This window comes from Fundicoccus sp. Sow4_F4, from assembly GCF_052116145.1.
Taxonomy (GTDB): domain Bacteria; phylum Bacillota; class Bacilli; order Lactobacillales; family Aerococcaceae; genus Fundicoccus.
Genome location: NZ_JBQKLQ010000002.1, coordinates 62,939 through 84,915 on the forward strand (window position 1 = coordinate 62,939; position 21,977 = coordinate 84,915).

16 protein-coding genes and 3 pseudogenes are annotated in these 21,977 nt (G+C 43.4%); 4 read left to right on the top strand and 15 right to left on the bottom strand.

Going from position 1 to position 21,977, the window contains the following annotated elements; translation table 11 throughout:
- Nucleotides 1–235: 235 nt before the first annotated feature.
- The 7 genes and pseudogenes from ACTQ5J_RS04385 to sufB form a co-directional block, all read right to left on the bottom strand.
- Nucleotides 236–361, bottom strand: coding sequence for a hypothetical protein (locus ACTQ5J_RS04385; protein ID WP_441750889.1), 126 nt, complete (start codon nt 359–361; stop codon nt 236–238).
- Between the two features lie 445 nt (nt 362–806).
- Nucleotides 807–1,583 (bottom strand): annotated as a pseudogene (locus ACTQ5J_RS04390) (DUF1295 domain-containing protein).
- The gene (locus ACTQ5J_RS04395; RefSeq protein WP_441750891.1) at nt 1,580–3,388 is read right to left on the bottom strand and encodes a DAK2 domain-containing protein; all 1,809 of its coding nucleotides are present in this window, start codon (nt 3,386–3,388) and stop codon (nt 1,580–1,582) included. Before ACTQ5J_RS04395 ends, ACTQ5J_RS04390 begins: the two are co-directional and overlap by 4 nt.
- 5 nt (nt 3,389–3,393) lie before the next feature.
- A complete protein-coding gene (locus ACTQ5J_RS04400) occupies nt 3,394–3,798 on the bottom strand; it encodes a DUF2177 family protein (protein WP_441750892.1) in 405 nt (134 codons plus the stop codon).
- 950 nt (nt 3,799–4,748) lie between these two features.
- Complete coding sequence (groL, locus tag ACTQ5J_RS04405; RefSeq protein WP_441750894.1) at nt 4,749–6,377, bottom strand: chaperonin GroEL; 1,629 nt, start codon at nt 6,375–6,377, stop codon at nt 4,749–4,751.
- 75 nt (nt 6,378–6,452) lie between these two features.
- Nucleotides 6,453–6,719, bottom strand: a complete 267-nt coding sequence (locus ACTQ5J_RS04410) for a co-chaperone GroES (protein ID WP_441750896.1) — start codon at nt 6,717–6,719, stop codon at nt 6,453–6,455.
- Between the two features lie 376 nt (nt 6,720–7,095).
- A pseudogene (gene sufB / locus ACTQ5J_RS04415) lies at nt 7,096–7,971 on the bottom strand (Fe-S cluster assembly protein SufB); the annotation flags it as partial.
- 140 nt (nt 7,972–8,111) lie between these two features.
- Between sufB and ACTQ5J_RS04420 the strand changes: the two are divergent.
- On the top strand, nt 8,112–8,804 hold the full coding sequence (locus ACTQ5J_RS04420; RefSeq protein WP_441750898.1) for an iron chelate uptake ABC transporter family permease subunit: 693 nt from the start codon (nt 8,112–8,114) through the stop codon (nt 8,802–8,804).
- The gene (locus ACTQ5J_RS04425; RefSeq protein WP_441750900.1) at nt 8,801–9,553 is read left to right on the top strand and encodes an iron ABC transporter ATP-binding protein; all 753 of its coding nucleotides are present in this window, start codon (nt 8,801–8,803) and stop codon (nt 9,551–9,553) included. Before ACTQ5J_RS04420 ends, ACTQ5J_RS04425 begins: the two co-directional genes overlap by 4 nt.
- Before the next feature lie 726 nt (nt 9,554–10,279).
- Here ACTQ5J_RS04425 and ACTQ5J_RS04430 read toward each other — a convergent pair.
- Complete coding sequence (locus ACTQ5J_RS04430; RefSeq protein WP_441750902.1) at nt 10,280–11,050, bottom strand: sugar phosphate isomerase/epimerase family protein; 771 nt, start codon at nt 11,048–11,050, stop codon at nt 10,280–10,282.
- Nucleotides 11,051–11,147: 97 nt separating this feature from the next.
- Between ACTQ5J_RS04430 and ACTQ5J_RS04435 the strand changes: the two genes are divergently transcribed.
- Nucleotides 11,148–11,699: a hypothetical protein gene (locus ACTQ5J_RS04435; protein ID WP_441750904.1), complete on the top strand. Its 552-nt coding sequence runs from the start codon at nt 11,148–11,150 to the stop codon at nt 11,697–11,699.
- Nucleotides 11,700–12,568: 869 nt separating this feature from the next.
- Here the strand turns inward: ACTQ5J_RS04435 and ACTQ5J_RS04440 are convergent.
- From ACTQ5J_RS04440 to ACTQ5J_RS04470, 7 genes and pseudogenes are all read right to left on the bottom strand, one after another.
- Nucleotides 12,569–12,793: pseudogene (locus tag ACTQ5J_RS04440) on the bottom strand (hypothetical protein); the annotation flags it as partial.
- Between the two features lie 479 nt (nt 12,794–13,272).
- Complete coding sequence (locus ACTQ5J_RS04445) at nt 13,273–14,916, bottom strand: hypothetical protein (RefSeq protein ID WP_441750905.1); 1,644 nt, start codon at nt 14,914–14,916, stop codon at nt 13,273–13,275.
- Nucleotides 14,917–15,818: 902 nt separating this feature from the next.
- Nucleotides 15,819–16,949 (bottom strand): sodium ion-translocating decarboxylase subunit beta, encoded by a 1,131-nt coding sequence (locus tag ACTQ5J_RS04450; RefSeq protein WP_441750907.1) that lies wholly within the window; start codon nt 16,947–16,949, stop codon nt 15,819–15,821.
- 14 nt (nt 16,950–16,963) lie between these two features.
- On the bottom strand, nt 16,964–17,350 hold the full coding sequence (locus ACTQ5J_RS04455) for a biotin/lipoyl-containing protein (protein WP_441750909.1): 387 nt from the start codon (nt 17,348–17,350) through the stop codon (nt 16,964–16,966).
- 16 nt (nt 17,351–17,366) lie between these two features.
- The gene (locus tag ACTQ5J_RS04460; protein ID WP_441750911.1) at nt 17,367–17,663 is read right to left on the bottom strand and encodes an OadG family protein; all 297 of its coding nucleotides are present in this window, start codon (nt 17,661–17,663) and stop codon (nt 17,367–17,369) included.
- Nucleotides 17,664–17,690: 27 nt separating this feature from the next.
- Entirely contained in the window at nt 17,691–19,076 is a 1,386-nt protein-coding gene (locus ACTQ5J_RS04465; protein WP_441750913.1) for an oxaloacetate decarboxylase subunit alpha, read from the bottom strand.
- Nucleotides 19,077–19,312: 236 nt separating this feature from the next.
- On the bottom strand, nt 19,313–20,431 hold the full coding sequence (locus ACTQ5J_RS04470; protein ID WP_441750915.1) for a VanZ family protein: 1,119 nt from the start codon (nt 20,429–20,431) through the stop codon (nt 19,313–19,315).
- 803 nt (nt 20,432–21,234) lie between these two features.
- Here ACTQ5J_RS04470 and ACTQ5J_RS04475 point away from each other — a divergent pair.
- Nucleotides 21,235–21,429 carry a hypothetical protein gene (locus ACTQ5J_RS04475; RefSeq protein WP_441750917.1) on the top strand — a complete coding sequence of 65 codons (195 nt, stop codon included), beginning with the start codon at nt 21,235–21,237 and terminating at the stop codon, nt 21,427–21,429.
- Nucleotides 21,430–21,977: the final 548 nt, after the last annotated feature.

Sequence of the window (21,977 nt, forward strand, 5' to 3'; positions counted from 1 at the left end):
TACGATTCTTTTTTCTCTATTAAGCCTTAATCTTGAGCCAATATGAGTAAATTATTCCCAAAGGGGCAAGTACATTATGACCCCTTACTTCCAAAATACTGAATCCTGATAATTGGGAACGTGTGTTTGCACCGGGAGAGAAACTCAACAGTGAAATCGACCGTCAAAGAGCAGATGGCAAATTTTCATAAAATTTACTATTCCCCTTGACTACGAAGGCTTTATGGTTAGTATGTTATGAGTGTTTTAAGCAGTGACGCATCATAAGTCCATTAATTTCTGCGCTTTCTTCTTCTAACTTTTCACGACCTTCGCGTTTTGAGCGACGGTTATTTGCGTTTAAATAGATCATGAATGCCAAAAAAAGTCGCCTGTCACGATGTTTAATAAGCGCGACAGCGAAAAAACAAGCCTTTCTCGTGAGTATTTCACGAGAAAGGCTTATTATCATCTACTTCTACCAACTTGCTTACGAGGATATTCAAGGCATTCAATTTCTAAAACTATCCTCATTGTGATTCTTGGCTAACCACTAATATCCTGACTATGCGAATGGCTTAGTCGCGTGATGCCTATTCCTTCAAAGAAAAGCTTGACAGACTATCCTTTAGGGTAGAGCTGTGTCAAAGTTCTCTTCATTCTTTCATAAAGACACAAGCCATTGGCCCCTCTACAATGCGCTAGTATGCTTGATACCTGCCCTACTTGACACTCATTTATTTAGGATGACATCAACCGCCAGTCAGACGCCTGACTTTGGATGGTGTATTTAATAAAAATCCATTGGCTATTCAGTCTAGAATCGCTTATTTGAGTCCTTTTTTGCCGATAAATGGCACAAATAGCGCTGTTTGGTCAGCATAATCTTTAAAATCAGCTCGCTCTTTGTATTTCTTTTCTAGTAGGGGCACGCCGGATACAAATAATAGTAGTAAAGTAATCACGATTGGCCCAATAATTCCCCAAGCATTTCGTCCTTCATTCAATGTGACAAGGAAAATCCCCCACCAAAGACAGGCTTCACCAAAATAATTTGGATGCCGTGTGGTTGACCATAGACCCGTTGTCAGTAATTTACCTTTGTTTTGAGGATTCTTCTTAAATTGGGCGAGTTGATAATCACCGACGACTTCATAAGCAAAGCCAAGCAACCAAAAAGCAATTCCTACACCGTTCCACCAGTAAAACTGGTTTGATGTTCCCGTCATGACAAAGAGAATCGGCATCGATACAATCATCAGTAAGACACCTTGTAAAACAAAGACGTTTAGAAAAGCCTTTAATCTTGGAAAGTCTGTCCCCCAGCGTTTACGCATATTAACATAGCGAAAATCTTCGCCTTTGCCTATATTACGTTTCGCTAAATGCAAGGCCAGACGCATTCCCCAAATACTCACGAGCAAGACAGTCCATTGGCTCACCCGTGTCACTTCAGGCATGACTAGATAGCCCGTCACGGCAACAATCACAAAACCGAAGCCCCAAGCGATATCGACAATCGAGTTGTCCTGTAGATATTGAGCTAAAACAAATCATCCGATGAAATAAATACTCACGACACTCGCTATGATACCTATAATCATTTGAACATCACTCCTTCTTTAAATTCGAATCCAATGGCCACGGATCCGTCACCAGCACTGAGTGCCACGGCGGTCGAAATCAGCATCACGAACGAGGGCTTGAAGCCTAATTTTGTCGTTAATTCTGCCTGCCATTGTTCCGCGCGATCGGACGAACCCGCATAGACAATCGCATAATTGAGTAGCAGATTCTGCTTGTGATAGGCCTTTATTTTCTTCAGCATCTTGCGCTCATTGCCTGCCTGGCTAAAGGAAAAATTACTTAACTTCCCTTGCCCTTGCTCCAAGCTCACTAAAGGTTTTAATTGGAGCTTTTGTGCCATGCGTCCAATCGCTTGTGGCACTCGCCCCGATTGAATCATTGGTTCCAAATCATCCACACTGACTAGGATACCCACTTGCTCAGACAGATTATCGACTTTCTGACTAATGGTCTCAAAGGACAGCCCTTCTTGAATCCATTGGTTCACACGCATGACCATCAGCCCTTGAGCTGCGGAATTCTGACGAGAATCGATCACTTTAACACGGTCGCTCGGTAATATTTTTTCTGCGAGTCGTTTTACACTTTGATAAGTGCCACTTAATTCTTTAGAGACGGTCACCACCACGACCTGGTCATAGTGATTGTCTAAAAAGTTAAATAAGGTTTCAGTTTGATGCAGACTGGGTTGAGATGAGGAGCCTCTTTCACCCAATTCCTGCTGTAAGGTGAAAAACTGCTTGTTTTGAATCGTTAAACGGTCCAAATAGCTACCCTCGCCGATTGAAATCATTATCGGCAACACATGAATTTGCTGGCTCAATAAATAGTCTGCTGGAATATCCGCAATCGAATCCGTCACCAAGGCAATCTTAGCCTTCGGGGATTTTCTGACCTGATATTGCAATAACATATCATCGGCCTTTTGTTGAATCGGTTGACCATAAGAAGACAAAATGTCTAACACTTTGGAAGGCTGATTGGAATGAATATGTACCCGCGCCTTGCCCCGACTCACCACCACCACCATCGAATCGCCTAGTGAAGATAAGGCACTTTGAATGACTTCTTTACTGACCTTGACTTGATCCAATAACACTTCCGTGCAGTAGCGCTGTTGAGGTGCTTCGCTCACTAGCTGACGCTGATGAAACTCACGCGTCATCGAAGGTTCATCACTTACGATTAACTCGGGGATTTCCTGACGATTAAAGCTTTGGGTAAACCCTCTAATAAACAGATAAAAGCCTTTAGCCCCAGAATCAACCACTTGATTTTTACGTAATATCTGTAACTGTTCCGTTGTTTTATCTAAGGCGTCTTTAGCCACTTCTAAGGCCTTTGCCAGACGGATTTCTAATGGTGTCTCAGCCTGTTGGCTTTCAAGCGCCTCACCCCACAAGCGAATTACCGTGATCATCGTGCCTTCGACAGGTTTTTCGATGGCTTGATAGGCATCCTTAATCGCAAGTTTAGCGCTTTTAGCAAAGTTTTGAACAATGTCACTCTCAGATTCTTTCATTAAATTCACATACAGCCCATTAAAATACTGAGCCAATATGATACCAGAGTTGCCACGCGCCCCAATTAAAGAAGCGTCTGCCACTCGCTCAAAAAATGCCAAAGTTGACGGCAACTGCTCTCCCGTTTGTTCCACGATCGTTTGCATCAAGGAAGCCAAGTTGCTCCCCGTATCCCCATCAGACACTGGAAACACATTAATCGCATTGAGCTCTTTTTTGTGAGCAATCACTTGCTCGGCACCTACTTGAAAAGCCATCTTAAAACGCTGATATTCCTGATGATTAAGTCCTTGATCCAAACTACTTACCCCCAATTAAAATACGTCGCTGTTACCACCGTTAGCCATGAAACAGCTGCCGTCACACTGGTCCCCCAGACTAAATCGACGACTGTCACAATGACTGGCCAATCCTTCAGTGTCGCTAAATTGGTTAAGTCATACGTGGCATAACACAGAAAACCCAAAAAGGCGCCGGCTAAAGCAGCATACATCGCACTATCCTTCAATAGTGCTGGATTGACAACAAAAAAGATCATGCCAACGACATATATCAGATAGAATACGACCGCTGGCATTAACCGAGCTTGGCCCATCAATTCCCCTAGATGTTTCTGATAAAAGCTTTTCGAAATGACTAATAGCCACAACATATCAAAAATTAAAAAATAACCAGCAGCCGTTAGAAAAAGTTTTAAATAGCGTTCCATTTACTTCACTCCTCACATTAACATTTATCACTTGATAAGTATTTTAACATATTTGTGAACGTATGTATATTTTGACGCCCTTGATAGGATCTATTAATCCGTTTTAAAGCTGACTGTCACAATGCCCCACATTGATTCATTTACAAAGCACACCTCATGGCGGTGTAGCCGCAATTCCATGAATATCATAGTATACAAGTTGATAGAAGCAGATGATATCAGCCTTTCTCGTGAAATACTCACGAGACGAGCTTGTTTTTCGCTGTCGGGTCTACTGTAATGATAAGATACATGAAAAGAGGTGACAGGATGAAAGCAAGACAATTAGTAGACTGGCCTAACAAACACATCCCATATAAAAACGAAGCTAATGGCAACAACTATGTGTCTTATACCCTTCGAAGCTACCTCAATGCCTAAGAGAACCTAATATCCGGCGAAAAAAGCATTGGTAAATTAGATGAAGCCACCGGTCAGCGGATGGCGAATAAAATTTCTTTGAGCTGTTTCAAAGCGAACACAAAGACCAACCGGAAACGTTTCAATCAGCGGGATACTTTGAAGGCGTTAGTCGCTTGGCTGACAATCCCCCCGCGTATACGGGAAGAACGGTATCGTCGCATGTCCGCTAGGTCACAGGATAGACAATCCCCCGCGCATGCGGGAATAACTGGGTGACACAGCAACAATTAAAACAACAGCTGGGATCACCCCCGCGCATGCGGGAATAACACTAAAAATCCTTTATATAGCCTCATTTGTTCATTAATATAGCCGTAAAATCATTCACCTCTAAATGAATGCGCTTTCCTACATATTGGTTTATGACATCTTTTAGTTATTTAGTTGATAATAGTCTTATACTTCAAAATTTTTTATGTTTGTTCAATCCAAAAAACCTCCACCCATTTCTAGGTGGAGGTTAATTAATCATGTTCTGTCTAAATGTCTTACATCATGCCGCCCATGCCACCCATGCCGGCTGCGCCTGCTGATGGATCTTCTGGAACTGGAATTTCTGCGACGACTGCTTCAGTTGTTAATAATAATGCTGCTACTGAAGCGGCGTTTTGTAAGGCTGAACGAGTGACTTTAGTTGGGTCAACGATTCCAGCGTCGATTAAGTTCTCGAATACGTCTGTCATTGCGTTGTAGCCGATGCCTTTTTCAGAACGTTTGACTTCGTTCACTACGACTGCGCCTTCTTTACCGGCGTTGATTGCGATTTGACGTAATGGCTCTTCAAGGGCACGTGTAACAATACGCACACCTGTTGCTTCATCATCAGTACTTGTTTCAGTTTCAGCAACGGCTGCTTGTACTTCGATTAAAGCAGATCCACCACCAGAGACGATCCCTTCTTCAACTGCTGCACGCGTTGCGTTTAGTGCGTCTTCGATACGTAATTTACGTTCTTTCTGCTCAGTTTCAGTAGCTGCTCCAACTTTAACGACAGCCACACCGCCTGATAATTTAGCTAAGCGTTCTTGTAATTTTTCACGGTCAAAGCTAGAGGTTGTTTCTTCAGCTTGCGCACGGATAATTGCGACACGGTCTGCGATAGCTTTCTTTTCACCAGCACCTTCAACAATCGTTGTATTGTCTTTAGTTACTGTTACTTTACCTGCATTGCCTAAGTGTTCAACTGTTGCGTCTTTTAATTCAAAGCCTAGTTCTTCAGAGACAACCGTTGCACCTGTTAGAATCGCGATATCTTCTAGCATCGCTTTACGACGGTCACCGAAACCTGGTGCTTTAACAGCCACAACATTTAACGTACCGCGTAGTTTATTTAAGACAAGAGTTGGTAATGCTTCACCTTCAATGTCTTCAGCAATAATCAATAGTGGACGGCCTGATTGCATGATGTTTTCTAATAAAGGTAACACATCTTGGATGTTGACGATTTTACGGTCTGTAATCAAAATTAATGGATTATCTAAATCAGCTACCATTTTTTCATTATCAGTTACCATGTACTGTGATAAGTAACCACGGTCAAATTGCATCCCTTCTACTACTGAAAGTTCAGTTTCGATGGATTGCGATTCTTCGATGGTAATGACGCCATCTTTCCCCACTTTTTCCATTGCTTCAGCAATCAATTCACCGATTGCTTCGTCACCAGATGAAACAGCGGCTACTTGAGCAATCGATTCTTTAGATGAAACAGGTACAGATAGTGCTTTAAGTGCATCTACTGCTACTTTAGTTGCTTTTTCGATTCCGCGGCGAATGCCAACTGGGTTAGCACCTGACGTCACGTTTTTCATTCCTTCACGCGCAATGGCTTGTGTTAGGACGGTTGCTGTCGTTGTTCCGTCTCCGGCTACGTCGTTTGTTTTAGAGGCAACTTCCATGACTAATTGAGCACCCATATTTTCAAAACGGTCTTCTAATTCAATCTCACGAGCGATTGTGACACCGTCGTTAGTGATTTGTGGTGAACCGTAAGTTTTGTCTAATACCACGTTACGACCTTTAGGGCCTAATGTCACTTTCACTGTATCCGCTAATATGTCGACACCTTTTAATAAAGCTTCACGTGCGTCTTCTGAGAATTTTAATTCTTTTGCCATATCTTTCGTTCACTCCTTGAAAAAAATTTGGTTTGACTAGCTGTGCTAGTTGTTAATACATTATATAATTGAGATTTATGCTAAGACTGCTAAAAGGTCATCTAATTCAATAATTAAATACGTTTCACCTTGGTCCGTTACTTCAGTTCCTGTGTAAGATTTAAAGATAACTTGATCACCGACAGCTACACCATCTTCTGCTTCGATGCTAGGTCCGACTGCAATGACTTCACCAATTTGTTGCTTTTCTTTTGCTGAGCTCGGAAGTACTAAGCCTCCAGCTGATTTTTCTTCAACTTCAGCAACTTTAATGATAACGCGTTCTCCTAAAGGTTTTAACATTACGTTCCCTCCAAATTCTTTTTTGATTGGTTAGCACTCCTTTCGAGCGAGTGCTAACTACATTGTTTATTTTAGTCTACTCAGACAAAAAAAGCAAGTATTTCTTTGACGTTTTTTGACATTCTTTTTTTTTCTCACTTCTTAACGCACATTATACATTCATGAACAGTTCTTGTGGCTTACAGGTTTAGCAGCTTTTCTCTATCAAATATTAGCTAGCAAGGATCACACTCATTCTCTTAATATTTGCTCTTAGTTTTTTTAAGCAGTTATTAAACAGCCTGTCGTACCATGAGAATTCCTCAGAGTGCGACAGGCTGTCATTCGTTTCCTAGTTTATTGGCTTATTAGGCGAGTAATCGGTGACGTTTAGCGATTAACCGACAGAACCTTCCATTGAATAAGCTATCAATCGGTTGAGTTCGACCGCATACTCCATTGGCAACTCTTTGGTAAAAGGTTCGACAAAGCCCATCACCAACATACCAGTGGCTTCTTCTTCGGATAGCCCGCGGCTCATCAGGTAGAACAGTTGCTCTTCTGAAATACGCGAGACTTTCGCTTCGTGCTCGAGTGAGATGTTTCCATTATGAATCTCATTATAAGGAATCGTATCCGATTTCGATAATTCATCCATAATAATCGTATCACATTCAATATGCGAGATGGACCCTTGTGAATTTTCACCAAAATAAACCTGTCCGCGGTAATTGACTTCGCCACCATCTTTGGCAATCGATTTAGACACGATCGAACTTGACGTATTGGGCGCTTGATGGATCATCTTGGCGCCGGTATCTTGAATTTGGCCAGCTCCTGCAAAGGCGACCGACAACATGGTGCCACGCGCCCCCTCACCTTTAAGGAAGACACTCGGATATTTCATGGTGACTTGCGCCCCAAGGTTGCCATCCACCCATTCCATGACACCGCCAGCATAGGTATGAGCGCGTTTGGTCACTAAGTTATAAACGTTGTTCGACCAGTTTTGAATAGTGGTGTAGCGGCAATAAGCGTCTTTATTCACGATAATTTCGACGATCGCCGCATGTAGGGAAGCCGTCGTATAGGTCGGCGCAGTACAGCCTTCGACATAATGAATACTCGCGCCCTCGTCGACAATAATCAGCGTGCGTTCAAATTGACCCGATCCCTCATTATTAATTCTAAAATAAGTCTGCAGTGGAATATCACACCGCACTCCTTTGGGCACATAAATAAACGTTCCGCCACTCCAAACGGCGCCGTTTGAACGCGCTGATTGCGATGGGAATTGGGGCAGTTTGCCAGGGGGTGGCCACGCTCGCTTTCCAAACAGACGCCAACAACCGCATCATCACGCCATCCTTACTCGGTTTCGAGGCGCTCCACTCGCTCATCTAAACGGGGCTCTTGTTCTTTGGTGGCCTACCAGTTTTATTAGCTTTCAGTGGCAACGGCGCCTTCTTGCTGCAAGTCGGCTTGATGATTGGTCTGTCGCTAGTGTTATATAGTCGTCTCTTGAGTGGCGCACGGCAAAATTTGCAATTATTATTGTTAGTTGGCATTGTGCTAGGTACAGCCTTGCGCAGTTTATCTACCTTTATGCGCCGCTTATTGGATCCGGCTGAATTCGACATTCTGCAAGCGCGTTTGTTCGGTTCAGTCAACAATGCTGATCCAGAGAGCTTTCCAATTGCGATTGTTTTAGTTGTCGCCGCCATTGGCTGGCTCTTGTCATCATCCAACTGCATGAACACCATGAGACTCGGACCAGCTATCGCTATCAACCTGGGGATCAAGTATCGATATTGTGTCATCAAGATTCTAGTGATAGTTGCGATTTTGATGAGCGTCTCAACTGCCTTGCTCGGTCCTATCACTTTCTTGGGCTTCCTGGCAGCCAGCTTAAGCTATCAAATTGTCCCTACCTTTGACCACCGCTACCAATTCCCTGTCGTCATCTTGCTGAGTTATTGCATCTTGACTGGCGCCTATTTCATGATGTATCACGTTTTCAACGCTCAAGGCGTCGTGAGCCTCATCATCGAACTTGTTGGCGGTCTCACCTTCTTAGCACTCCTAATGAAAAGAGGTAAAGCATGATAGAATTAAACACCGTATCCAAATATTATACTAAGTCGCGCGGCGTCGGCCCGTTAACACTCAACATCCCCCAGGCCGGCTTAACATCACTGATTGGTCCAAACGGTGCCGGAAAATCTACGATGTTACTGATGATTGGACGCTTGTTGAAGATGGATGCTGGATCCATTCACGTTGCCAATTTTAACGTGGTTGATGCCCCTTCTAACGATTTGGCGCGCGTTCTAGCCATCTTACGCCAAGATAATCATTTGGTCACTCGCCTAACCGTTCGCCAACTGATTGGTTTCGGGCGCTTCCCCCATTCGGCTGGGCGCCTGACAGATGTTGACCGTCAGGCCATCTCGCGCTACATCGAATTCTTCAATTTAGAGCCCTTTGCTGACTATTACTTGGATGAACTTTCGGGTGGTCAGCGCCAACGTGCTTATGTGGCAATGATTTTATGTCAAGAAACCGACTACATCTTGTTAGACGAACCCTTGAACAATCTTGATATTGCGCATTCTGTCCAAATGATGAATCACTTACGTCAGGCGGTTGATTCTTTAGGCCGCACCATTGTAATGGTGCTACACGACCTAAACTTTGCCGCTCGCTACTCTGACCATATTTGCGCCATGCAAGCTGGCCAGATTCAACATTTCGGGCCCCCTTCAGAAATCATCCGGCCCGAAATCTTAAGCCCGCTTTACGGTACTGCCGTAGAGGTCTACGATAGCCCGCGCGGCTTATTAGTGTCTGTTTGACACGGTTTGGGCTAGTTTTCATTCAAGTGAAGGAATATAAAACCCTCTAAACAAGCCGAGATTTGTAGTAGATGCTTCACTTGTATTCCTTGAGTATCCGGTCGATTTGAGCCAAGTCGTGCCGACGACGTTTCACTCACGGATCAAATCATCTGGCATAAGAAGCGGTAGAAGCTATCCAAAACAAAGACAAAGAGCTGCCTATTAATCTTAGCAACTCGATACTATAACCAAAAACAACCGGGCTTTCTTAGATTATGACGCGCGGTTTTTTTGCTGAATTTGTTGGCAGGTGTGGTTTAGATGCTTTAGGCCGATGTCTGCGATTATTCTCTTAGGAAAGATAAAGCTGTCGCTCGCTAGAATTTCACAACGATTTATAGATGTGTCAACTTGAATTGACCGAAACTATCAAGACGACTATACTGAATGATTCGTCATGATCCAGGGGGATTGACACAAGCCAGCGGCAATTATGACCTGGCTAGTACAATTGAAAGGATTACAGCTGACACTCGCGGAGGCTAGAGTCGATACTAGCTAACTAGTTTTCACGAACAAGCGGCTCGTGTTGTCCAGTCAATCCACAATTAACAATAGCGTCAAGTATTCAATCGTTTGGTCGCTCAACCTTTAATGGATTATCCTTTATATTAAAAGAAAACGCCCCTTGTTAAAGGGCGTTTTCTTTTCGCTTTTCAGTTGGAAGCCCCTGCACGTCTTTGCTTAAGAACCTAGATAAGTCAGTGAGTCTTTCAAGGCTTTGTCTGGGTCAACACCATCTACGCTGCATTCGAAGGCCAGATCCCCCGTATAGCCTAGTTCCTTCAGGACGCTTAGATAGTGAGGAAAGTCAATTTCACCCGTGCCAGGCTGGTAGCGGTGATGGTCTGCTAGGTGAATATGACCCAGGTAAGCGCCGGTTTTACGCAAGGCTTGTTCGATGTCTGCTTCTTCTTGGTACATATGATAAAAGTCAGCGATAATTTTGACGTTCTTTAGATTATTCTCGGTGATTAAGCGACGGGCTTGCTCGAGCGTATTTAGTAGATGATCTTCTTGCTTATTCAAGGGTTCTAAGTACACGTATGTGCCCGTTGCTTCAGCTATCGCATCTAATTTACGCAAGGAATCACTTAGTATTCCAAAGTCTTCTGCGGGTGTTCTTGTGCCAGCTTGATCATGTAAGCCCCAACCAGCTGGAACGACCAGTCCGCGACCGCCAACTTCTTTTAAGGCGGATAAAATCGCAGCAATTTCTTGGATGGCACGCTGACGGCGGCTTTCGTCGGCGTCGCCTATGTGTCCTTCGTAGCCGCCACAGGCGGTTGTGACAAGGAGGCCGGATGAGTCGATGGCTCGCTTAACTTCTTCGTGAGACTCCAGGAGAAGTTGGCCGTCTATTTCGTAGCCGCCAAAGCCAAGGGCTTTTATGTGAGAAAATTTATCGTGCAACTTGTCCGGAAAGTGTGGCTGGTTTTGTGTGCTGATTAACATGGTGGCGCCTCCATTTTCTTTTAGTTCATCGTATCATATTTAGTCTATTTAGGGCTATTATTTGGTATACTGTTATTATAAAGTTGAGGTGAATTTGATGGAAGTGGGTTCTTTGCAGATGCAGGTGCGTGAGGTGATGCGTCAGTGTGAGTTTGCGATTGAGGCGGTTCAGGGGATGAATGGTTATTTAAGTGGGTCGGCTGGGTCAGCGGCGGCTGGTGGTGCAAGGTTGACGTCTTTTTGGTCGCATACGCAGAATTTTGTGTTGGCGGCTGGTTTGTTGGCTGATTTGTTTGGCGCCCAGGTGCGTGGTTGGTGTAAGGATTCCAAGGAGTTGCGTCATTATTTCGGTGTGTCGGGTGATTTGCATCTGAAAGCCTATGTGGATTTCTACCGGGATTATCGGTCGCAATTAGAGAATTGGTCGGTTGAGGCGGCCGGTGGGATGGTGGTGGATGCGACGGTGATGCCTTATGAGAAGGTGTTGGCCAATTACGGGGAGGCGGCGCGGTGTTTGCGTTTGTTTGATCCGGTGACTTTTAAGTTATATTATTTAGATACGGAGTTGGATGTGCAAAAGGCGGTGGATGAGTTGGTTGACTTTTATAAGGTGGGTTTGGAGAAGTTGAATAGTGGGTTCGTGAGGTAGACTGGCTGAGGCTGGTCTTTTTTTGTTTGTTTCTAATTGCTCTTAAAACAGCTAAAAACCTCGGTTCCCCGAGGCTTAGCTTAGCAGATTGAGTTTAAATAACCGATGACATCACTTAGAAGCTTACCTAAGTTGTCCGCATCATTCTTCTTAAGTTTTAGCGTGTGCGGCTTCGCATCTTTCGTGACCATTGTCAAAATCGTTTCATTTTGATGCACATCTTCTATCTCTTTAATTCTTAGCCTATAGGGAGCTTCGAACATCTGATTCACAATTAATTCTTCTTTGGTTAAAATAAAACCTTTATCCATTCGATTAGTCAGCGATTGATTGTAGAGTAGCACGATATCTTCTTCAATGATATCTGCTGCCATGTGCTTAATTGCATGTTGAACCAAGCCGTTTGGCTTTACCATACCGAAATTATGCAGCTGTTTAATAGCTGTTGCGTGTCGTTCGATTAGATCGAGCAAAAACGTTTGATCAAAAACTGGCCCTACAGCAGCTGCTTTCCGGTTGGAAGTTTCATCCTCGATTAAGGGCTGCAATTCTTTATTAACAAATTTCCCACTCTCTCCGATGATCCCATTTAATAGATCCGTTGTTGAAAACACATTATTTACAAAGCTACCCAGTAAGTATTTTTCATCTTGTGTTGTCGAAAGATAGTCAGTAATTTCCAAGGCATTGAGTTGATCAATCATGACACGAATACCATGTTTATTCTTCCGGCTTAATTCGCTCATCTTATTAATTTCAGCCGAAATCGCAGCCATAGCTTTAGACTGTCCTCTGATTTTCGCTGAGTTAGACATGGCATGCACAGCCGCTTGTTTATTATTACCGCTAATCGAAAGGACACCACCAATTAAGCCAACGCCACCAATAGTCCAACCAATTGGCCCTGCTAAGGCTAGCAATGCTTTCCCAGCAACCATACCTCCTCCACTACTGGCTATGCTGCCTCCACCTAACCAGGCCAAAGCCGCATTGGTTGATGCTGCGCCTGATAAGGCAGATATAGCTGTTCCCGTCGAAGCTGTTCCAAAAGTGGTCGCTACACTCATGGCCACAGTCGGGGCAAAAGCAGCGACACCTGCTCCAGTTACTACACTCGTCGATGAAGTAATGGCATGCTTTAAGTTCACTTGATTGACTTGTTTTTCAGCATAACTAAGCAAATTCTCAAAGTCATCTAAATTCAATTTGATTTTCTCTATCTGAATATTGATCTCTTCTGGTGTATGTTTTAAGCGATTGATATACTGGTAAGCTTTATTCAACTGGCGCACTAAACGTTTTCTTTCCTTGTATAAATTTTCAGAACTTTGGACTAAAACGGCTTGAATACCATTATACGTATCCATTTCAATCTGCAACTTTTCAGTATATTCTTCCTTTAAACCTTTATTCAACATTAGCTGCGTCCCCCCTCGTAACCATTTATCTTTTTCTTTAGTCGGTAACTTGCAAGCTATAATCTGCAGCACGACTACCGAAACCTACCAGCCACAATCCGCAGGCCCAAAATCCATCCCACAGACACCAAGCCTATAACCCAAAGTCGCCACCATTAGCTTAAGAAAAAGGACTCAATGTCACCTTCCGTTTGTAAGAGTTTAGTCGGCTCGACCTGCATTTTTTTGACATATTGGATACTGTGCTCAAACTGAACATTGGCCATCGACTCAATATCAAAGGCTAAGTCCGATAGGCGATCTAATTCCTGATACTTCAGCGCAATCGTTTGAAGTAGACCTTGGTATTCATGATCAATTTTAGCAATCGCTTCATTGTACGTTTCAATAATTTCAGGCTTTGAAATGGTGAAGTGAGCATTAATGTTTCGCCAGTGGACATTAACCTCGCGGATGACTTCATGAAAATTATCCACTAAATGAATAATGACAGCACTCATACTGCCCGTAAACATTGCCCCAATAACCGTTGCTACTGGATTGGCGATTTCTTTCGGTAAGAAAGTACTCAATTTCTTATCCACTAAGTCCGTTAAAATTAAGCCAATTGAAACAGAAATCCCCACACCAATCAATTTTATGACTTCTTCTATCAAAACTGATTTTTCTAATTTATCCGGATTCGTCACGAGTAATTTAAAGCCACTAATAATGCTAGATATTCCCTCTTGAATGAGCCGCCCTAAACGGGCACTCGTCGTCACAAAACTATTCATCAAAGTAGTTATCAACACCCCGACAACGCCGCTAGTAAAACCACTAAGAGAGGTTCCGATAAACTCATCCTTTATATGATGTAAACTCTCCAACACATTCTCTTTAATGACTTGCATTCGATTCTTAAAATAGTCAATTCTATCTTCCATAGTTCGAAAGGAGTCCCACTGTTGGATCAAGGCTTGCATTTCAGCGATAAACACATCACTTAACTTGTATAAAACTAAACCGGCCAACTGACGCTTCATTTGCGTCAGTCCTTGCTTTATACTGGCCTGCCTTAATTCCTGCAATTGAGCTTGGTTAATCCTCACATTCACAAATTTTTCAGCCCTGGCTTCAACTTTGTCCGCCAACTCTGCCTTGACCTCAAAACGTTCTTCATTATTTTTGTCCTGCTTCTTTTGCGTAGTCTGTCGCCAATCACTCAAGCTTTCTGCACCTTTTGATTGATTCAGTGAACTATGTGTATAGGTTAAGTTGTTTTCATTCATTGCCAGATCATTACGCTCATCATCACTTAGAAAGAGCCGCGCCTTCTTATTGTCATGAATCCGCTTGGCAGATACAACATGATCAAGATGTGCCTGCCCAGTTTTAGGCAAAACCTTCCCAGTATAGCCATCATAAATCTCAGGCTGTTGTTGAAAATCCTTTTTCCTAGTAACAGACATCCGCGTATCAAGCGTCTCACTTATCTTTCTTCCTTCATAATTTCTCCGATCATAACTGGCATTGTAGCGCGAACTATACTCACTCGAAACAAACACGTCATTCTCAGCATTATGTACCGTACTAACAGAACCACCTATTGAATAACTATCCGAATCACCCAAGCGACCTAAATCTAGTAAACGACCAATCCCAAATTGATTGACCACTTGCGTGCTAACTTGTTGCGATAACACTTGCCAAAAATCATCGAAATGCTTCGCCTCTAAATGATAGGCCTCCTCTGTATTTAACTTATTGAAAAAGTCATCTTCAAGAAAAATTATTTCATCCAGCTTCCACACCTCCATCCAGAATTACACCTTTCGTATATTATAACAAACAGACGTAATCTTTGTCTCAATAAATTAGACAAATACTCGCACAATAAAAAAGCCCATTTCATCAAAGAGGGACTCAAAACCTTTTAACGGAAAGGTCAACCGAGATATTGATTCATTTCCTACAAATCAGAGCAACCTCCAGCCACTTGCAGGTCGGGCGGAATGTCATAAGTAGACTGAACATTCATCCTCAATCTGAAAACACCTACCTTTGTCGTATAGAATGAAAGACTCAAGAAATCAACAACTCTATCAATAAATTGCCACTGATTTCATCACCTTTTCGATCACTTAAGTGTCACATTATTTTATTCATTCAACTACTTCTTCTAAGTCATTAAATAAAAATGCACTGGAGATACAAATAGAGCACCTAACGAACAACGTCACGTTCGACCAAGAATCTATTGAATATTAAATTAACGACGCCGACAACAGGCAGGGAAACAAAAAGCAACAACTTCGCGACAGTCAAACGAAGACATAAAAAGCCCATGCTCAAAAGAAAATAAGGATGAAAATTTGTGTGTCGTGTAATATTTAACGCGAACATGGCAAACCACTCCTCAGAATGCGATCAATTATTGACACAGAACGATTGGCTGGAAAAGATCTGACTAAATCAAGTGTAGTACAGGCACCATTCAGAAACTCACAATTTACGAGAACCTAACACACAAACCCAAAAATTAACACTCTGGGGACAAATGGCACCACACCCTTCAAGCATTCATCAGCCAAGCCTCCCCTTCTACCAGCAGAACGTCCTGGCTCATTCACACAGCCGGTAGCAATTAAATTGACCCATGATAAACCCAGTCACCAAACAAAAAACCGGAGTCAAACTCCGGTTTTGCTTTCACTACTCACTAACCAAAGAAACTCAACAAAATTCCAGCGGCAATCGCTGAGCCGATCACACCCGCTACGTTAGGTCCCATGGCGTGCATCAGGAGGTAGTTATTCGGGTTGGCTTTGATGCCTTCGACTTGTGAGACGCGAGCAGCCATTGGGACGGCGGACACGCCGGCTGATCCGATCAGTGGATTAATTTTTCCACCGGTTAACTTATACATCAGCTTGCCCATCAACACACCACTAGCAGTTCCTACCATGAATGCAAAGAGACCTAAGATGACTATTTTGATCGTATCGAGACTCAATAAAGTGGCCGCATCCGCGGATGCACCGACCGATACGCCCAGGAGAATCGTCACGATGTACATCATGGAATTTTCCAGGGTATTGGCCAAAAGTGGCACGACACCGCTCTCGCGAATCAGGTTTCCGAGCATCAACATCCCGATTAAGGAAGTGGCCGAGGGAATCAGCAGGCTGACAAACAGAGTTACGACAATCGGAAAAATAATTTTTTCTTTCTTGGAAACGGGACGCGTCTGGGTCATGACGGTCTCACGCTCCTCTTTGGTCGTCAGAGCGCGCATAATCGGCGGCTGAATAATTGGAACGAGGGCCATGTAAGAGTAGGCCGCAATCGCAATCGTTGGCAGAATATGTTCCGCCAGTTTGGACGACAGGTAAATGGCGGTTGGACCATCTGCTCCGCCAATAATGCCGACGGCGGCCGATTCATTGGGAGTCATGCCAAGCGCCAGCGCACCGAAAAAAGCAGCAAAAATTCCAAATTGGGCGGCACCACCTAATAATAAGGTCTTAGGATTGGCAATCAGTGGGCCGAAGTCCGTGGCTGCTCCTAAGCAGAGGAAAATCAAAGGCGGGAAAATACCGAGACTGACTCCTTGATACATATAGTAAAGCAGTCCGCCGTTTTCTGTGGCGGTCGGTGAGTTCATTAAACCGGCTAAAGGTAGATTGGCCAACAACATCCCAAAGGCAATCGGAATCAGTAGATAAGGTTCATAGTTTTTGGCAACGGCTAGATAGATTAAGACGAGCGACAGGGTAATGACAATAATTTCTTGAATGGTGATACTTAACAAGCCTGTACTGGCGATCAATTCGTTGATTGCTTCAAACATTTTAATCCACCTTCCTAAATGGTCAGTAGTAATTGGTCAGATTGAACACTTTCATTCGGGCTTACATGAATCTCGCCGACCACACCGTCTCGTGGCGCCACGATTTCATTCTCCATTTTCATTGCTTCTAAAATTATTAAGACATCCCCTTTGGACACTGCTTGGCCGGGTGACACGACGACTTTATAAATCGTCCCTGACATTGGTGCCTTAACTTCGGTACCAGAAGTAGACGTGGCCTGCGCTGGCTGAGTTACCGGAGTCGGCTTGGCTGCTGGGGTTGCTTGTTCTGTTGCTTGTGCTGAGGCTGGTGCTGGCGTCGTCATGTCGGTATCGGCTGGTAACTCTTTGACCGTCACGCGGTAAACCTCATTGTTTATTTCAATTTCATATTTTTTCATACTGATCATCCTCCCATTATTTAATGCGAATTGATTCATGAATTTCCAACTTTTTATTTGGCTGATCCTGCGAAGCTAATGTCAAGGCCATCAGTTCAGCAACCAATTGATGTTTGGGATTGGCCACTAACTGCGAGGCTTGAGTTGCGACAGGTGTCTGATTCTTTTGGGGAGCGGCCACTGGCGGGGTATCTTTACCCACCAACTTGGCTGTCCATTCGGTAATGCCCCAGAGTGCGGTTAATACTGCAAATACAACGAGCATCGAGACGACCGTTAAGGCTAAGCCGTCCATAATACTGATTGTTTCCATCGAATTTCCTCCTTCTTGGCCTATGGCTTATAGTGCATTCGAGTAGCGCGCATGAATTTTGATGACTGCTTCCGCTTGATACTTGCGCTCCAAATATTGCCTGCCCACTTGTGGGAATAAGGCATAGGTCAAAATATCCTCATCGGTTTTCGCCAGGTCGCCTAATTCAAGCTTAAGACTGTCAAATTCTGACTCTAAATGATCAGCAGGACGACTTTCCATCACAGCCGCATCGCCGATAATCGACTGCCTAAAAGCTGGAGCGATGGGAGCGGGAGATTTTCCGTAGTGCCCTTTCAAATAGTCCTTGATTTCATTAGGTACGACTTTATAACGCTCGCCCGTTAAAACATTGAAAACAGCCTGAGTTCCTACCATTTGGCTCAGCGGAGTAACCAGTGGTGGAAAGCCCATATCTGCCCGCACCGACGGCACTTCGTTCAAGACTGCATCATATTTGTTGAGCGAACCGGCTTGGCGCAATTGCGAATACAAATTCGATAACATACCACCTGGCACCTGGTAAATCAACGCTTTAGGGTCGACAAACATCATCTTACTATCTAATGTATCGTCCGCTAAGTACTTATCACGAATGCCTTTAAAGTAATCTGCAATAGTTTCTAAAATATCTATGTTTAAATGAGTGTCAATCTGGAGTTCTTCAAAAGTTAAAGCCATTGATTCGGTTGGAGGTTGGCTGGTGCCTTCAGCAAAGGGAGATATGGCGGTATCAATGATATCGACGCCATGTTCAACTGCCACGAGATAAGTCATCTGAGAAATGCCACTAGTCGCATGCGTATGTAGGTTAAGGGGAACATCAATCACCGCCTTGATCGCAGGGATTAATTGACGAGCAACAGCAGGTGTTAGAATGCCTGCCATATCTTTAATACAAATGGAATCAGCACCCATCGCCAAATATTGCTTGGCCAAGTCTGTATAATAATCGATCGTATGCACATCACTAATCGTATAACAAATCGCCAGTTGGGCATGAGCTTGGTATTTGTGGACAGCTTTGAGCGAGGCCTCCAAATTACGAGGGTCATTCAAGGCATCAAATATCCGGAAGATATCAATGCCGTTTTCAACGGCTTTTTCGACAAACTTATCAACAATATCATCCGCATAATGTCGGTAGCCAATGAGGTTTTGCCCTCTTAGTAACATCATCAATTGGGTATTAGGCGTGCGTTGACGTATTTCACGCAGCCTTTCCCAGGGATCCTCATCTAAGAAACGTATGGCAGCATCATAAGTCGCCCCACCCCAACATTCAAGGGCATAATAGCCTGCTTGATCCATTGTCTCCACAATGGGGAGCATATCGGCCGTTGACATGCGAGTGGCCATCAAACTTTGATGCGCATCCCGTAACACTGTCTCATTGAACAGTACACTGGTCATAAAATCCACCTCTCCTTATTTGTTTATTCATCTTCTATTATAAGCTAAACCGCTTGGTTTTGTAATCGTTTCCATCATTTTTGACGAATAGTTTTTAAGTGGGAGTGTTCGGTCTTCGCTTAGGCTGTTCTTGGTCATTCTTTTGTGACTGGTGAGCATTCTAGGAGACAATGGTTAACTGTTATTGACGCACAAAGAGGCCCCGTGGGGCCATGATTTGCTTATTTTCCCTGACTTTAGTAGGTTGTTTGTTTTAAATGGGTGAGGCGTTCGTAGAAGAGTTGGTGGCTTTTGCCGATGAGGGTAAAGCCGATGTCGAGGAGGAAGAGGAGTTGGGCGGTGCTGGTGACCAGGAGGCCGCCGAGTGGTAGGATTATGTCGGTGCCTGTTTGACTTTGGGTGGCGACGAGTGTGGCGGGGATGTAGAATAGTGGGTTGGCCAGTAGTAGTGCGTTGAGTAAAAGTTGACGGATAGCCAGGGATGGGATTGTCGCTCTGCCGCTTTCTTGGTGGATGATGCGGATTTTGACGAGGGCTTTGCCTGGCGTCGAGCCTTGCCAAATGATTGGGATTAAGACGAAATAGCTGGTTGAAACGATTAAATAATGTGTATAGTTAGCGAGCGTAAGTGCTGGCCAGCCGATGCTAAGGAATTGGACGGTCGTTGCTAGTATTAGCCAGTCAAGGGCGTAAGCTGCTAGGCGGCGGGTGAAACTGACGTGTTGGCTTGTAGTCCTGGCACTTTGGTTGAGTTGGGTGACGGACGGTATGACGAACGACAACAGGGGTTCTACCGCATAACCGAGGCCGGCCCCTAGAGTGTTGGTAATCAGATCATCGACTTCAAAGAGTCGGTAGGGTCTTGGGTAAATAAAATACAGGCCGGATAATTGCGTTAGTTCGAAAAAGAGCGATAGTGCCAAGCCCGCTAAGAGGGCCTGTTTGGCGTTGATTTTGGTTAAATAACGTAAGTAAACGCCGAATGGTAGTGTCAACATAATGTTGAAAAAGGGTTGTAGGAATACTTGTTGTTTAAGTGCTGGAATGTAGCTTGTTGGGTCTGTGAGGTTTAGGACTGAGTATTGTCTGAATTGGCGGACGACTCTCAGTGGTTCTAGCAAGGTGCGCGGGCTAGTCATTTGGGCGACTTCTTCAATGCTAGGAAGTGGTAGAATGACTAAAAAGTAAGCGCAGAGTAAATAAAAACCAAAGCTAAAAACTATGAATGTTTTAAATTTAGAGATTGAGCCGAACTTGCGGTATTGATGGATTGCATAGGGTAGAACGGCCAGTGCGGCTAGGACTGGGAATAGGAAAACGGCGGTTAGGATTGGTAACATGTAGGCGCGCATCATGTCAGAATGCTCCTTTCTTGGGTTATGTGTGGGAATTTTGACAGACTGGTTTTGTCTGTTAGTGTGAGTGTTTCTATCCATTATATAAATTATCATTTTTGAGTACAAGGCTTGTGTGGCGGATATATAGTAAATTGCTTATGAATTATAGATGAAACAACAGGCGCCTAGTGATTTAGGTGGGTATATTTTAGAAGTGACAATATTTTTATTAACTAGCGCATTCGACTATCCTTGATATACTCCTTATAAAAGAGCTGGTATAAAATTATGATAGCAGCTTATTTTTTACTATTAGAGAGTGCCAAAGAACAGGTAGACGAAATCCTTACCATAGAGAAGCATTTACCCAATAATCAACTTCTCCATTTAGAAATAAGTAAGTCAATACGGTATGTTTCTTCCGATATTGAATCGGCTCTAGATTACATTGCTCATGATTTATACGTATCTTAAAATGATCAATAAAAATAAATCTGAAAGTTCTATCAAACAAGCTCAAAGAAAAGTAAACTCTACTTCTCATAAAAAAGAACAGTCTTTCAATAAGTTTATGAAAGATTCTTTCCCAAGTTTGCAAACAGAATATCCAGATATTTTCTTATTGTTACAACTAATTCAAACTTTTAACTTTAATCCAATAGAGGATCATTGCTTATATAAATTTAACGATAGTGTGAATGTCAGTAAACATAGACACTTTACAAAGAATTCACTGTATCAGAAGGGTATCATTAGAAATTTTTAATACCAAGGTCTTTCATTGAAAGATGTACAATTTGAGCGAGTGGGATCTATCGTGAATGTTGAATGTTGGTGGAATAGAGTTAACATCAGAAATTGCTAAATCTTTAGATAATGATTTTGATGGTGATATCATTACAATTTTCCCTGTTTCAGAAACTAATGAGCCGGTGGTTGAATTACTAGAAATAACCCTTTTAAAAACACCTGAATTAGTCACTAGTTTACACAATAAGATACAAGAAATTGTATAAAAAATGAGTGCGTAGTAAATCTCGTTGTATCAGATGTCATCCAGTATTAATAGATACATAAAGTAAACTTTGGGAATTCTAATTTTCTATGTTTTTCCATTTCCTAACATAAAATTTCTTATTTCTTTATAATGTTATTTATAGTGAATTCTGTGCCGACCTTACATAAGAGTCGGCAGGATAACAGGTGTCTAGTGCCGACCTTACAAAAGAGTCGGCAGGATTACGCGTGGATAGTGCCGACCTTACAATAGACTCGGCAGGATTACAGGTGGCTAGTGCCGACCTTACAATAGAGTCGGCAGGATAACAGGTGGCTAGTGCCGACCTTACAATAGACTCGGCAGGATTACAGGTGGCTAGTGCCGACCTTACAAAAGACTCGGCAGGATTACGCGTGGATAGTGCCGACCTTACAATAGAGCCGGCAGGATTACGCGTGGATAGTGCCGACCTTACAATAGACTCGGCAGGATTACGCGTGGATAGTGCCGACCTTACAATAGAGTCGGCAGGATTACAGGTGGCTAGTGCCGACCTTACAATAG